Origin of the sequence: Hominisplanchenecus sp., from assembly GCF_046967715.1 — a bacterium.
GTDB classification, from domain to species: Bacteria; Bacillota; Clostridia; order Lachnospirales; family Lachnospiraceae; genus Hominisplanchenecus; species Hominisplanchenecus faecis.
In genome coordinates, this window is sequence record NZ_JBKVNQ010000027.1 from 19,996 (window position 1) to 35,240 (window position 15,245).

Annotated in this window: 9 protein-coding genes; 8 read left to right on the plus strand and 1 reads right to left on the minus strand. The window is 44.1% G+C overall.

Features of this window, described 5'->3' with window-relative positions; translation table 11 throughout:
• Positions 1–35 precede the first annotated feature (35 nt).
• On the plus strand, positions 36–1,040 hold the full coding sequence (locus ACLTL4_RS05635; RefSeq protein WP_248834673.1) for a lysylphosphatidylglycerol synthase transmembrane domain-containing protein: 1,005 nt from the start codon (positions 36–38) through the stop codon (positions 1,038–1,040).
• A gap of 30 nt (positions 1,041–1,070) precedes the next feature.
• Here the strand turns inward: ACLTL4_RS05635 and ACLTL4_RS05640 are convergent, their stop codons facing one another.
• Positions 1,071–2,813 carry an NFACT family protein gene (locus ACLTL4_RS05640; protein ID WP_412320316.1) on the minus strand — a complete coding sequence of 581 codons (1,743 nt, stop codon included), beginning with the start codon at positions 2,811–2,813 and terminating at the stop codon, positions 1,071–1,073.
• Positions 2,814–3,088: 275 nt separating this feature from the next.
• Here ACLTL4_RS05640 and ACLTL4_RS05645 point away from each other — a divergent pair, with 275 nt between their 5' ends.
• The 7 genes from ACLTL4_RS05645 to rimO all read left to right on the plus strand — a co-directional run.
• On the plus strand, positions 3,089–7,375 hold the full coding sequence (locus ACLTL4_RS05645; RefSeq protein ID WP_412320317.1) for a putative mucin/carbohydrate-binding domain-containing protein: 4,287 nt from the start codon (positions 3,089–3,091) through the stop codon (positions 7,373–7,375).
• Positions 7,376–7,543: 168 nt separating this feature from the next.
• Complete coding sequence (locus ACLTL4_RS05650) at positions 7,544–11,884, plus strand: discoidin domain-containing protein (protein WP_412320318.1); 4,341 nt, start codon at positions 7,544–7,546, stop codon at positions 11,882–11,884.
• 171 nt (positions 11,885–12,055) lie between these two features.
• Positions 12,056–12,934 (plus strand): YicC/YloC family endoribonuclease, encoded by an 879-nt coding sequence (locus tag ACLTL4_RS05655; RefSeq protein WP_412291024.1) that lies wholly within the window; start codon positions 12,056–12,058, stop codon positions 12,932–12,934.
• A gap of 11 nt (positions 12,935–12,945) precedes the next feature.
• Positions 12,946–13,224, plus strand: coding sequence for a DUF370 domain-containing protein (locus tag ACLTL4_RS05660; RefSeq protein WP_022119386.1), 279 nt, complete (start codon positions 12,946–12,948; stop codon positions 13,222–13,224).
• A complete protein-coding gene (gmk, locus tag ACLTL4_RS05665) occupies positions 13,221–13,853 on the plus strand; it encodes a guanylate kinase (RefSeq protein WP_022119387.1) in 633 nt (210 codons plus the stop codon). Before ACLTL4_RS05660 ends, gmk begins: the two co-directional genes overlap by 4 nt.
• Positions 13,854–13,857: 4 nt before the next feature.
• Entirely contained in the window at positions 13,858–14,109 is a 252-nt protein-coding gene (gene rpoZ / locus ACLTL4_RS05670; protein ID WP_022119388.1) for a DNA-directed RNA polymerase subunit omega, read from the plus strand.
• The coding region (gene rimO, locus ACLTL4_RS05675; protein ID WP_412320319.1) for a 30S ribosomal protein S12 methylthiotransferase RimO at positions 14,099–15,245 on the plus strand (1,147 nt) is incomplete at its 3' end. The genes rpoZ and rimO, both read left to right, overlap by 11 nt.

Here is a 15,245-nt window from a genome sequence, read left to right on the forward strand (position 1 = left end):
TTTGCACAGCTGTTTTTACAGCATAGATTTTGGATATGAAAAATAAAAAGAAACATTTTATAACAGCCATTCTGGCAACGTTGTTTCTGATACTGGTTTTATACCTGATTTTTCATGATTCCTTAGGTGAAATCAAAACCCAGCTTTTCCAGGCAGACAAAAAAGCTCTGTTGATCCTTGTGATCTTCGGCAATCTTTATGTACTGCTGGATGGCTGGGTACTTCATTATATGATTGTGAAAAACCTTGAAAAATGTACCTTTTGGCAGGCCATCCGCCTGGCATATATGGTGGTGTTTTTTAATGTTACGACCTTTGCGGCGGGGACGAAACCGGCCCAGATCTATGATCTGTATCAGGAAAGCCAGATCAAACCAGGGAAATCATTTGGAATCCTGACGATGGAGTATGTATCACATAAGCTGACGATTGTACTCTATGCAGCAGTGATGCTTTGTTTTTTTCATACGGTTCTTTTTCAGGTTTCGGGATTGGAGAAAAATTATCTGCTGACAGGATTCGGGGTCAGCTTTGCTATACTGCTCTTTCTGACCATGTTCTGCATCAATCAGAAGTTTGCACCGTGGCTGCTTCGCTGCAGCGATCATATCAAAAAAGAAAAAATCAAAGAAAAGGCAAAAGCCGGAATTGCACAGATGGAAGATTTTTCCAGAGTCGGGAGTGTGGTAATCAAAGATAAACAGCAGTGGATAGGACTGATTTTTCGAAATGCAGTAAAAATGACCTGTCTGTATGCACTTCCTGCGGTTGCCATCTTTGCAGTTACCGGAGAAAGGCTGCCACTTTCTGTTCTAGAATGTCTGGCTTTTTCATCCGTCATGCAGCTGCTGATCGGAGTGATCCCAAGTTCCGGCGGCACAGGTTCGACGGAACTGGTCTTTCTGATGCTGTTTGGCTCTATGACAGAAAAGTCCGTCTGCGGTGCAGCAATGATCCTGTATCGCATGGCAACGTATTATCTGCCGTTTCTGATCAGTATTCCGTTACTGTTTTTTGGAAAAAGAAGCACCGAGGCATAGTAGTTATGCAGCAGTGCTTCTTTTTTTGCGTTATTTTTCTTTTACCTGTCGGATACCGCTGATATCAGAATCGATCACCATGGAATAATTGGTGTGATAGATCACAAACCCCGGTTTTCCGCCGTTTACTTTTTTCACCTGTTTTTTCTCAACATAGTCAACCTCCACCTTGTCTGCACCGCGGTGGCTGGAATACCAGGCAGCCAGCCTTGCGGCTTCTTCAAAGGTACGGTCCGGCGGCAGCCCCTGACCTGCTTTCACAATGACATGCGATCCCGGGGCACCTTTTGCATGGAACCACCAGTCATTTCCGGTGGCAAATTTAAAGGTCAGTTCTTCGTTCTGATAATTATTTTTTCCGACATAGATATCATAACCATCCGAAGAAAGATAGTGGAACGGTTTTGATGTGATCTTCACACGCTTTCCGGTGTATTTCCGGCGGATGTAGCCGTACTGTGTCAGTTCTTCTTTGACCTGTACCAGATCTTCTTCATTCAGGGCAATATCAAGAGCTGTGGAAATGGATTCCAGATGCTGGATCTCTTCTTTTGTCTCTTTAATCAGATGTTCCAGTGCCTCGTAGGTACGTTTCAGTTTTCCGTAACGGTCGAAATATTTTTTGGCATTTTCCTGTGCAGTCAGTGTCGGATCGAGCGGTATTTTTACCGTTTCACCGGTGTAATAGTTCACTGCGGAAAGTTCCCTGCTTCCAGGTACTGCTTCATATCCATACGTGTTTAAAAGTTCTCCGTAAATGCGGAATTTATCGCGTTTTTCCGTGTCCTTTAACTGTTTTTTCTGAAGATCGTATTTTTTACGGCTGCGATCAAGTGCCGTTTGGACGATACGGCGAAGATCGGAAGATTTCTGGCGGATGCGTGTGATCGTATTCTTTTCCGCATAATACCTTTCCAGGACTTCTGACATCGTATCATAAGTTTCCGTGTGCATGTCCTGATACTGGGTAAGCAAAAAGGCTGCATATTCCAGCGGAACTTTTCCGTCATAGACAATATTCGGCATAAAAGCATGGGTTTCAAGATCCTCCATCATCCGTTTCAGGGTATGGAAAAGGTGGATCTGCTCGATCTCCTGAAAAGAATTTGCACTCTGATCCGACTCCAGGTTGCTGCGGTGGCAGAGTTCTTCGGCAATCAGCGGACTGATACCGGTCAGAGTTGTATAGATCGCCTTTGAGAGCGGCATCGGCTTCTGGCAGACACTGCTGAAAAATTCTTCTTCTGTGATCGTCTGTGGATCGTACTTATGTTGCGTTTCCGGGATAAAATACATCCGCCCCGGAAGGACTTCACGCACGGAGCTGACCTGTGCGGAGACATGTTTGATGGAGTCCAGGATCATGCCGTCCTCCTGGCAGAAAATAATATTGCTGTGCTTGCCCATCAGCTCGATGATCAGAAGCTTGCGGCAGATATCACCCAGTTCATTTAAATGCTCAATCTCCATATTTAAGATACGTTCCATGCCAGGCTGCCAGATCCTGAGGATGCGTCCGCTTCCGATATGCTTACGCAGCAGCATACAGAAATTCGGGGCAGTCATAGGACCGGTCTTGTTCTGATCTGTCAGATAGACCAGCGGAAGGCTCGCACTGGCAGAAACAAGGAGACGGTATTGTTTACGGCTATTTTTTATAGTAAGCATCAGCTCATCTTTTTCTGGCTGTGCGATTTTGTTGATTTTTCCGCCCGCAAGAGCATGGTTCAGTTCCCATGCCATGCAGGAGATGACGGTTCCGTCAAGTGCCATATCAATTTCCTCACTTTCTGAATATTAAGACGTTTGAGTCAAAAGATGCCGTACGGATCCTAAAGCCATAAACCGCTCCTGTGCAAGTACATTGATGTTTCTGACTTTTGATCCCGACATTTTTTACTATCATAACATTTTATCGGGAGAAGAACAATATTTCTTTGGAAAAGCTTGCTATACCATGACAGCATATGTTAAAATCAGACAAATCCTTTGTGCTTTTGAAGAGGGAAAAGTGACAAAGAAAACAAAAACAGGAGGATATTATTTATATGAAAAAGAAAAAGTGGGAACTGGCTGCCATGACAGCTGTAACAGCTTTTCTGATGCTTGGAACAAAAGCAGAAGCGATGGATGATGCCTATCGTATGCCTCAGCTTTCCGGTGTCACAAAAACCTGGGTTTATCAGGGAGAAACTTCTGATCAGAACTGGGAGCGTATGCTTGCGGATGACCAGGAGGATGGCGATCTTACGTCCGTGATCAAAAGCAGCGGAAGTGTCAATACGTCCAAAACAGGAACTTATGTGCTCTCCCGAAGTGTAACCGATTCGGATCAGCATACTGCTGCACTCGATACGCAGGTTACGGTGCTGGATAGAAATGCATCTGAAGAAGAGAAAAGCATTCAGCGTATTTTGTATACACTTCCGGATGCATCACATCTGACCGGCATCAGTTTCAACCGTGGCTATTATCACGACCGTCAGAATCTCGGACTGTGGATGCCGCATGGGAGCAGTCTTCAGATCCGTATCGTCAATGCAGAGGAATTTCAGCAGGATCTTACTGTTCAGTTTAAAAACGATGATTCGCAGACAGAGTCTTCCGCGACCATTCCAAAAGATGGCAGCTGGGTGACTTTATCCAATACGTTCACCGGTGATAATGGAGAAGAAAGTGCCGACAGCGTGCCGTTTATCACAACACCGAAAAATACGGCCGTTCAGCCGGTTATCGAATACCGATGGACCGACGATCTGAAAGAAATCCCATATTATCGCTACGGAGATTCCCAGCAGGCATTTTTTGAATCCTGGGATAAAAGCCAGGCACCATTTGCGATCATAGAGGGAAGTGCCGCAACGTTCCTTGTTCCGATCTGTGACCGAAATAACATTCTGAACTCTTCCTATGGCAACAAAAAAGAAGTTTACCGTTTCAAAACATTGGATGAAATGCTGGACTGGTATGCATCCTTTGTAAAGCAGTATGATGCCTATTCCGGGCTGGATTATGATGCAGAAGATCCGTGGAATCAGGATATCCGGGCGAAATTTTTCATCAAGGCAAATGCTCATGGTGCCGGACAGGCCTATTATACGACCGACCACAGTGCCTACAACGGAAAAAGTCTTCAGACTTATCTGGTGAAAGACTGGATTTCGCTTCATGAATTTGGTCATGGATATGAAGGTGCGATCGCAGCACAGGAAAATCCGTTCGTAGAGACAACCAACAACATCCTCGGTTATTATTTTGAGCCGACTTATCGCCCGGCTGAGGATTTTGGCTGGCTGCTCGGTGATTTTTCCGGCACAAAAAGTGAACGTTATGCACAGCTTGGAAACCGCATGAAAGAAAGCCTTGCTTCCAGCAATACGTTTGCCGATATTGTATCTGATCCATGGCATTACAACGTAAGCCTTTATATGTTTACCAACCTCATGGACAAACTCGGTCCGCAGCAGGCTGTTTCCGCAATGCATTCTCATTACCGGGAAGTTTATTATAAAACCGGCAAAAAAATGGGATCATCCGACGCCCTTGCGGAAAGTCTGGACAGCCTGGATTATAACGTGCTTCCTTACTTTGCATCCTGGCATATCCTCCCGTCAGGAAGGATTGCCGATCAGGTCTATGCGATGGACAAGCCGATGATCTATTATCTCAAGGAACTGATCCCGGACGATGCTGCGTGTGAGAAAACAAGGGTAGCACTTGGACTGGACGGCATCTACAGTCTGGTAAGCACCGATGACCTGGCAGATACCGGATATACCAGCAAAGTCCGTTTGAATATTCAGATCGATGATCTGACACAGATCAAAGGCAAAACGATCCGGATCAAAAACGGCAACAAGATTGTAAAAGAAGTGATTGTTTCTTCAGGTGAAATACAGCTGGAACTTCCGGCCGGTATCTATGAGCTTGAGATGCCGCTGCCAAAGGAAACCGCTTATCAGTACGATAACGAATATTTGATCGCATCCGCTGGAAACGTATCAAAAACAGTCTCCTATACCAGACAAACCGGAAATCCGCTGGCAGACGATATGCAGATTCAGATGCTTGGCCTTGGGGATGCATCCGTAGCATCCGTCAAGATTGATACAAACATGCAAAAACTGACCTGGACGGTGAATAGTACCACACCGCATTTTTATCTGGATGGTACTTACATCAGCATCCGGGTACTTGATCCGGATGGAAATGAGCTTTTGAACCAGTCTTTGCAGGCGAATGAAAAAGCAGATGGCGGAAACTTTGAGATCGATTTTAAAACAGGTTCCACGCTGATTCTCTATCACCGAGAGGCAAGAGGAAGACAGCGTTTTGTAAGTTCCTACACCGGCGAGTCTTTAGAAGAATATCAGCTTGCAGCAGCTGACCAGACTGCCACTTACCGTATGACAGACAAAGGCCTGATGCAGGACGACTGGAGCAAAGAAAAACAGATGCAGGTTTATCTGCAAAGTTTAGAACAGTATTCTGCCTTTCTGATGAGCCATATCACAAAGGCTGAGATCGCCGATTCAGAAAAATATCATAATGAAAAGACAACACTTTTGCTTGCATATGAAAAACTGGATCAGGCAGCAGCAGACAATTATCGGAACAGCTACGGTATTCTGATCGGACAGAAACCGGAAGTCTCTTATGGTTACACACAGATCGCACCGGAGCATTTAAAAGGAAGTGCTGACAGTGAACATCCGGGAGAAGAGGCTTCTCTGGCCGTTGACGGAAAAAAAGATACTATATGGCACAGCAATTATGGAAATGGCACAAAAGCAGATATTGCCGGCAATAAAAACAATACCTACACCATTCTTCTGGATCAAAAGACGGATATCGGAAAGCTGACTTACCTTCCAAGACAGACCGGAAATAATAACGGAATTATTTTGAAATATGAACTTTCCTACAGTCAGACAGAAGATGGTGATGATTTCCAGATTATCCCTCTGGCAGACAATACCTGGGCAAATAACCGGACAGAAAAAAGTGTTTCTCTGGATCTTGCAGATGTAAGAAGAATCCGCATCCGTGCACTTTCCACGGCCGGAACCCCTGCAGATACCTATATTTCCGCAGCTCAGTTTTCTCTTTATGAAAAATACAGTATCTACGACAAACATACGTATCTCAGTGATCTTTATCAGACGCCTGACGAAAATAGAAACACGGTAAAAGAAAACGCAAATGCCGACGGGACAGCGATCACACTGAAAACAAACGAAAAAGAACGAACCTTTGAAAAAGGAATTGGCATGAGATCCGGTGATACTGCCGTCTGGGATATCTCAGGGCTGAACAGCGATGCACTCTCCTTATGGATCGGTATGAATAAAAAAGGAACTTCTGATGCATCAGTACAGATTTACGGCGACGGAACGTTGCTTTACACTTCTGTTCCATTTAATGGAAGTGACAATGCCATTTCCGTTTATCTGGATATCACCGGCGTAAAGATTTTAAAATTCTGTGCAGACGGCAAAAACGGATCAGAACAGATCGCTCTTGCAGATGTCATGCTTGAAAATCAGAAAGACAAAGAAACCCTGAATTTAAAAGTCGGGGATCAGGCAGTGTTTCTTCGAAACACTTCCCTTACACCGGAAGACCGCGGAAAAGCAACGTTTGTCAGCAGTGATCCTTCCGTGGCAACGGTAAATGAAAGGGGTGTTGTGACCGCACACAGTACCGGAAGTGCAACGATCCAGGTAAAATTTGGCAGCAATGAGACAGTTGTATGCAAAGTAACTGTAACAGAAAAGCCAAAGAAAAAGGAACCAGAAACACCGGATACGGAAAACAAGATACCTTCTGTATCTGACAGACCGGAAACACCGGAAAGCGGCAACACCAGACCATCGCAAAAGGTTCCTTCTGTTGGCAGTGTGAAAAAATTAAATGGTGTCCACTATACTGTTACAAAAACTTCCGCAAAAGGCGGAACGGCGGAAGTAACGAAAATAACCGGCAAAAAACGCAAGATTACCATTGCATCCGAAGTGAAGATCAACGGATTTTCTTTCAAAGTTACTTCCGTCCGGAAAAGTGCCGCTAAAAACAACAAAAAGATCAGCACTCTGGCTATTGGAAAAAATATCATTTCCATCGGTGCAAACAGTTTTTCCGGATGCAAAAATTTAAAGAATATTACACTTAAGGGAACAAAATCCATAAAAATCAAAGCAAAAGCACTGGCAGGTACTTCCAGAAAGATAAAGATAACCGTACCAAAAAAAATTTCTGCAAGGACATTGAAAAAACTGAAAAAGAATCTGCAAAAAGCCGGGATCAGCAAAAAAGCTGTTTATCAAAAGAAATGATCCGTATAGTACAAAAAGAAAAAGAAATACGGTCACAGCTTGACGGAAAAGTCAAAAATATGCTATGCTTATCTGAGAATAGTTTGTGCATATTAAACAAAAACCGTTTTGAATTATGCAAAACTATTTTTCTGGTATTGTCTATTTTCTAAAGAAGGGAGAATGAAAATGAAAACAAGACATAAAATCATGAGTTTCTTGCTTTCAGGTGCTATGGTATTCAGCCTGTTGCCGGCATCGGCAATTGGTACAGTAAAGGCAGCTTCTGTGAATTATGCACTGACTGCAACAGCAACCGCATCTGGAAGTGAAACATCGGCATTTGGTCCGGAAAAGGCAAAAGACGGAGATGCAACAACAAAAACTTCCCGCTGGGCAAGTGAAGAACGTGATGCAAGTGAGAGCAATCCGCACTGGCTGGCTATGGATCTTGGTGAAGTCAAGACTGTAAACAGTGTTATCATCACCTGGGAGAGACGAAATCCAACCAATTATGCAATCGAAACTTCCGAAGACGGAAGCACATGGAAAGCGGTAAAAACTTTTACTTCTGCTCCTGCGGAAAAAGAGCAGATCATCAATCTGGATAATCCGGTGCAGACCAGATATATCCGTGTCCGCATCAATACGTTTAACCCAACCGCAGAAGGCATTACCTGGAAAACAGTTTCCATCTATGAATTTGAAGTTTATGGGGAAAAACAGAGCAGCGGCAGTGAAGTCTGGGATGCTCTGAACAATCTGACTGTAAAAGCAGGAGACAAAAAGTTGAATCTTCCGACCGTAGAGGGCGGAAAAGTAGAAGCCTATGCAGACTATGAACAGATCATCGACACAGACGGAACCATTTATCAGCCTCTGGAAGATAAGACCGTTTCTGTTGAATTTAAAGTTACCGATCAGAACAACAAGGTAACAAAAAAAGAGATTGCAATCACCGTTCCTGGAACACATACAGCGACCGCAGATGAGAATGCAAAACCTGCCGTTCTTCCGGAACTGGCAGAGTGGGCAGGTGCTACCGGCAATTTCACCATCTCAAAAAACTCACGCATCGTGATCAATGCTGCTGACAAAGATACACTTTCTTCCATGGCAGAAACATTTGCAGCAGATTATAAAGACATTGTCGGAAACGATATTTCCGTTGTATATGGAAGTGAAAGCGATGTGAAAGCAGGAGATTTTTATTTTGCATTGACAGCAAAAGGAAAAGGCCTGAAAGACGAAGGTTATCTTTCACAGATCGGAGATTCCATCAAAACAGAATCCGAGACTGCAACAGGTGCTTACTGGGCAACCAGAACCTTCCTGCAGATTCTGAAGCAGAACAAAACAACGATCCCGAAAGGAACGACAAGAGACTATCCGAAATACAAGGTCAGAGGTGTGATCCTTGACGTCGGACGAAAAGCAACCGAGCTTCAGACCGTAAAAGATGTTGCGGCAACAATGTCCTGGTACAAGATGAATGACTTACAGGTACATCTGAATGATAACCTGATCTTCCTGGAGGACTACTGGGATACCAATGCGGAGACTACGATGCAGAACAGCTTTACAAAGGCCTACGCTGCTTTCCGTCTGGAATCTTCTGTAAAAAATGATGAAGGTAAAACTGCGACAGCAACCGATCTGTATTATACAAAAGATCAGTTCCGCAGCCTGATCAAAGATTCCAGAACGATCGGTGTCAATATCGTTCCGGAAATCGATGTACCGGCACACGCACTGGCATTTACAAAAACATTCCAGAACTGTGCTTTAAAGAAAATGAATTCCAGCAATTGGAAACGTCCACTGACAGATCATCTGGATCTTTCCAAACCGGAATCCACGCAGCTGGCAAAAAATATCTTCTCCGATTATATTGATGGAGAAAATCCTGTTTTCGATGAACAGACAACCGTACATATCGGTGCGGATGAGTACGAAGACGATGCAACCCTGTACCGCAATTTTGTAAATGAAATGGATGATTATATGAAGTCCAAAAACCGAAAAATGCGTATGTGGGGCGGTCTTACCAGAATCAAGTCTGATACAGAAGTCCGCGGCGATGGTGTGGAGATCAATGTATGGAGCAAAGACTGGGCAGATCCTACGGAAATGTACAATCTTGGCTTTGAACTGATCAACTCTCTGGACTCCAATGTATATATCGTTCCGGCAGCAGGATACTATGCAGATTATCTGAATGCTGCAAGCCTCTATGCAAACTGGAAACCGAATGTATTTAAAAGCGGTAATTTAAATACAACGATTCCGGCCGGTGATCCGCAGATGATCGGTGGTGCTTACGCACTGTGGAATGACTCCATCGATACCAGAGGAAACGGTGTCACAGACTATGATGTCTTTGACCGTATCTACCAGCCGATGTCTGCACTGAGTGAAAAACTCTGGGGCGAAGGCACAAAGACATACAACGAAGTAAAAGCAACCACTGCAAAAGTTTCCACTGCTCCGAACACCAATCCGTATCATGAAATTGAGAGTGCGGGAAGTACTTACGCAGAATACAATTTTAACAAAGAAGACGGAAGTGATGCTTCCAAGAACAAATACAATGCAGTGTCTGCTGAACATGCAACTTACACAGAAGGAAAAGTCGGCAAAGCCCTGTCTATGGAAAGTGATACCTGCATTGAAACACCGCTTGACAAATCTCCGGCAGGAACCAGCCTTTCCTTCTGGGTGAAAAAGGCAGCAGGAGGATCCTCTGATGAACAGGTTCTGTTTGAAGGTTCTTCCACACTTGGTGATTACACGATCAAAGCCGTTCAGAAGAATACCGGAAAAGTCGGATATTCCAGAGAAGGTTATGATTATTCCTTTGACTATACACTTCCGGAAGACGAATGGGTACATCTGACGATCAAAGGCTATAAAGACAAAGCAGAACTGTATGTAAACGATTCTGATACAGCTATTCCGGCTGTTATGGATACTGCAACAAAGCTTGGTACACAGTACCGTCTTGCAACATTAAACATCCCGATCAAATACATCGGAAGCACGACTGGAAACAGTTTCAATGGTCTGATCGATGAAATCGAACTGACAAACGATCAGGATGACAGCATCATCCCTACAACGGATTTCAGCTTCACCTGTGATAACGAGCAGAATCCGGCAGAGGGCAGCGACGGTCCGATCTCCAATGCATTTGACGGAGATACCAGCACCTTATGGCACAGCCAGTACTCACCATCCATAAAAGCACTTCCGGCAACGTTTACCGTAGATATGGGCAAAGAATATAAGATCAACAAACTGACTTATGTTCCAAGACAGTCCGGCGGAGCAAACGGATATATCACAAGCTATGATTTGTATGTCAAGAAAGCAGAAAGTGATGACTGGACACAGGTTGTAACAGATGGTGTATGGGCATCTGATACAAAAGAAAAGACCGCAAAATTCAACACAGTTGATGCAAGATATATCAAATTTGTTGCAAAAGAGGGAAGCAATGGTTTTGCTACTGCAAGCGAATTCCATATCCATCAGGTTCTGAATGAAGAAGAACAGGAAGTAACAAAAGCTCAGGAAGCATTGAATGAAGCGGTAAATGACAGCAGCATAAAAGGTATTTATGAAGCAGGAAATGCTGACGGAACGTATACAAGTGCAAGCTGGACAGCATTCAAGGAAGCATACGAAGCAGCAAAAGCACCATCCGAAGGAGCAAGTGCAGAAGAACTGAAGACACTGCTGACAAATCTCCAGAGTGCAAAAGCTGGTCTGAAAAATGCAGCCGTAGAATCAGCAAAAGAAACACTGAAAGCGGAAGTAGATAAAGCAGAGAATAAGAATATCTATGAAGCAGGAAATGCAGACGGTACCTACACAAAAGACAGCTGGACAGCGTTCAAGGAAGCATACGAAGCAGCAAAAGCAGCATCCGAAGGAACAAGTGCAGAAGAACTGAAAACACTTCTGGCAAATCTCAAGAGTGCAAAAGCTGGTCTTAAGAAGTCACAAACAGAGACACCACCTACTCCAAACCAGACGGAAACACCATCTACACCTGGACAGACAGAAAAACCATCTACACCGGAAAAACCGACCGTTGTTCAGAAAGTAAGCAAGAATGTGACTTACCGTGTTCTGGATACAAAGAAAAAAACAGCAGCTGTTGTTGGTGTCGGAGGCAAAAAAGGCAAAAAAGTTACTTCTGTGACCATCGCAAAAACAGTGAAGATCAATGGTGTTACCTATAAAGTAACCAAGATTGGCAAAAACGCATTCAAAGGCTGCAAGTATCTGAAGAAAATTACAATCGGAAGTAATGTGAAGAAGATTGAAAAAGGTGCATTTGCAAACTGCCGAAAACTTGCAAGTATCAATATGAAAAAGGCAAATGGAATCACATCCATCGGAAGCAAGGCCTTCAGCAAGATCAATTCAAAAGCAAAAGTGAGCGTACCTTCCAAAAAACTTTCCAAATATACAAGAATGCTGAAAAAAGCTGGACTTCCAAAGAAAGCGGTTATTAAAAAATAGAAATATGCTTTAAAAGCATATCTTCCGGAAAAAGAGACGGAGAGAACAAAATCTGTTTTCTCCGTCTTATTTTTCTTTGTTTTTCGGTTGACGCTTCCGACGCTTTCGACTATAATAAAAATAGTATGGCTTTCTATGCCGCAATTTTGAAAGAAAAGAGCGAATATAATTATGATAAAAAGTATGACAGGCTTTGGAAGATATGAAAATCACCAGGGCGACCGCAAGTTTACGGTTGAGATGAAGTCCGTCAACCACCGCTATTTTGATTCCAACATCAAAATGCCGAAAAAACTCAGTATTTTTGAATCTGCTATTCGGAATCTTCTCAAAGAATATATACAGCGTGGAAAAGTTGATATTTTTATTACTTATGAGGATTTCACAGAAACCAATGTCTCTTTGAAATACAACGAGAACATTGCAGCAGAGTATGTAAAATATTATCAGCAGCTTTCGAAAAAATTTGATCTGCCAAATGATATCCGTGCCTCCGTGATTGGACGCAGTCCGGAAGTTTTCACAATGGAAGAGCAGCCGGTAGATGAACAGGAGATCTGGGCAGTCCTTGAAACAGCACTTCGTGGGGCATGCGAGCAGTTTGTAGAATCCCGCATCCGGGAAGGGGAAAATCTGAAGCTGGATCTGATCGAAAAACTGGACGGTATGCTTACCGATGTGGCAGCGATTGAAAAACGTTCCCCGGAAATTCTTCAGGCATATCGCACCAAACTGACTGAAAAAGTAAAAGAACTGCTTCGTGACACACAGCTCGAGGAGAGCCGTATCGCAACAGAAGTGATTCTTTATGCAGACAAAATCTGCACGGATGAAGAAACGGTTCGTCTGCACAGCCATATCGAGAGCATGAAACAGACACTGCAAACCGGCGGAAGCATCGGCAGAAAACTGGACTTTATAGCCCAGGAAATGAACCGGGAGGCAAATACTATTTTGTCCAAAGCAAACGACCTGGAAACTTCCAATCTTGCGATCAATCTGAAAACAGAGATTGAAAAAGTAAGAGAGCAGATCCAGAATATAGAATAGGGGGGATACGATTGTCAGGATTGATCAATATCGGGTTTGGCAATGCAGTCAATACCGCCAAAGTCGTGGCAGTCATCAACCCGGATGCAGCACCGGTCAAACGTCTGGTGTCCCATGCAAGAGAAGAGGGACGCATCATTGATGCCACACAGGGAAGACGTACCAAGGCTGTGATCATCACGCAGGAAGACCATATCATTCTGTCGGCACTGCAGCCGGACACGATCGCAAAACGTTTTTCACAAAAAGATGCATTTCAGGAACGAGAGGCTCAAGGAGGCAGTTTATGAATAAAAAAGGCATTCTGATTATTTTATCCGGATTTTCCGGAGTAGGAAAAGGAACCGTTGTCAGACGTCTTCTTTCCGATTACGATAATTACGCACTTTCCATTTCCGCAACAACACGAAAACCACGTGAAGGAGAAGAAGATGGGGTGTCGTATTTTTTCAAGAGCAAAGAAGAGTTTGAACAGATGATAAAAGAAGACTCTTTTATCGAACATGCCAGATATGTTGAAAATTACTATGGTACGCCAAAAGCATATGTACAGGAACAGTTAGATGCCGGAAAAGATGTGATTCTGGAGATTGAGATCCAGGGGGCTTTAAAAGTAAAAGAAAAATACCCTGATGCTCTGATGCTGTTTCTGGTTCCGCCGGATGCACAGACTTTAAAAGAACGTCTGGTTGGCCGTGGCACGGAAACAGCCGATGTCATCCATGACCGTCTGGAACGTGCAGCACAGGAAGCCCAGGAAATGGGCTCTTATGAATACATTATTGTAAATGATGATCTGGATACCTGTGTGAAACAGGTGCACGAATTGATACAGAGTGCACACTGTAAGAAATCCCACAATACAGCATTTATCAAAGAACTGCAGCAGGATATGAACTGCTTTTTGAAAGGAGAATGATTTTATGTTACATCCATCTTACACAGACTTAATGAAAGTTGCAAACAGTGAAGTAAATGAAGGCGAAACACCTGTCGTAAACAGCCGCTATTCTATCGTAATGGCAACGGCAAAACGTGCCAGAGAACTGATCGACGGTGCACCGGCACTGGTATATAGCGACGGCAAAAAACCGCTGTCCATCGCAGTAGAAGAATTAGATAAAGGAAAGATCAAAATCCTGGCTGAAGATGAGAGCGGTGAAGATGAAGAATAAGAAAATTTTATTTATCTCTCTTGGCTGTGACAAAAACCTGGTTGATTCGGAAGTGATGCTTGGCATCCTCGCTGACCGCGGCTTTGAGATGACGGACACGGAAGTCGATGCGGATATTATCATCATCAACACCTGCTGTTTTATCAATGATGCTAAAGAAGAAAGCATCAACACGATCCTGGAAATGGCAGAATATAAAAAGACCGGTCCGTGCAAGGCTCTGATTGTAACGGGCTGTCTGGCACAGCGTTATAAACAGGAGATTGTCGATGAAATACCGGAAGTCGATGCGGTGATCGGTACTTCCAAGTACGATGAGATTTTTGATGCAGTAGATCAGGCTTTAAAAGGTTCTCATTTTCTGGATGTAGATGATCTTGACCGGCTTCCGTCCGTACCCGGCAAGCGTATTCTAACAACAGGCGGGCATTATGCACATCTGAAGATTGCAGAGGGATGTGACAAGCACTGTACCTACTGTATCATCCCGAAGATTCGCGGCAATTACCGCAGCGTCCCGATGGAGCAGTTACTTGCAGAAGCCGCTTCGCTTGCAGAGCAAGGTGTAAAAGAGCTGATTCTGGTTGCCCAGGAGACGACACTGTACGGCGTGGATCTTTACGGCAAAAAGTCTCTGCATATTCTGCTCAAGGAACTTGCCAAGATCAAAGGTATCCGCTGGATCCGCATCCTGTACTGCTATCCGGAAGAGATATATCCGGAGCTGATCGAGACAATCAAGAATGAGAAAAAAGTCTGTCACTATCTGGACATGCCGATCCAGCATGCCAGCGATGCCATTCTCAAACGCATGGGAAGACGCACGACAAAAGCACAGTTAAAAGAAACCGTTTCCCTTCTTCGAAAAGAGATTCCGGATATTGTTCTGCGAACCACGCTGATCGCCGGCTTCCCGGGAGAGACACAGGAGCAGCATGAAGAACTGATGGAATTTGTCGATGAGATGGAGTTCGAACGCCTTGGCGTCTTCGCTTATTCACCGGAAGAAAACACACCGGCAGCCTCTATGCCGGATCAGATCCCGGAGGAAATAAAAGAAGAGCGAAGAGATGCGATCCTCGAGCTTCAGCAGGAGATCGCTTTTGATAAAGCAGCCGATATGGTCGGACGTACGG

What these genes read in the sequence shown, in the direction of transcription:
- ACLTL4_RS05655 (WP_412291024.1), top strand. Translation starts at nt 12,056, where the DNA reads ATGATAAAAAGTATGACAGGCTTTGGAAGATATGAAAATCACCAGGGC.
- ACLTL4_RS05650 (WP_412320318.1), top strand. Translation starts at nt 7,544, where the DNA reads ATGAAAACAAGACATAAAATCATGAGTTTCTTGCTTTCAGGTGCTATG.
- ACLTL4_RS05645 (WP_412320317.1), top strand. Translation starts at nt 3,089, where the DNA reads ATGAAAAAGAAAAAGTGGGAACTGGCTGCCATGACAGCTGTAACAGCT.
- rpoZ (WP_022119388.1), top strand. Translation starts at nt 13,858, where the DNA reads ATGTTACATCCATCTTACACAGACTTAATGAAAGTTGCAAACAGTGAA.
- gmk (WP_022119387.1), top strand. Translation starts at nt 13,221, where the DNA reads ATGAATAAAAAAGGCATTCTGATTATTTTATCCGGATTTTCCGGAGTA.
- ACLTL4_RS05635 (WP_248834673.1), top strand. Translation starts at nt 36, where the DNA reads ATGAAAAATAAAAAGAAACATTTTATAACAGCCATTCTGGCAACGTTG.
- ACLTL4_RS05640 (WP_412320316.1), bottom strand. Translation starts at nt 2,813, where the DNA reads ATGGCACTTGACGGAACCGTCATCTCCTGCATGGCATGGGAACTGAAC.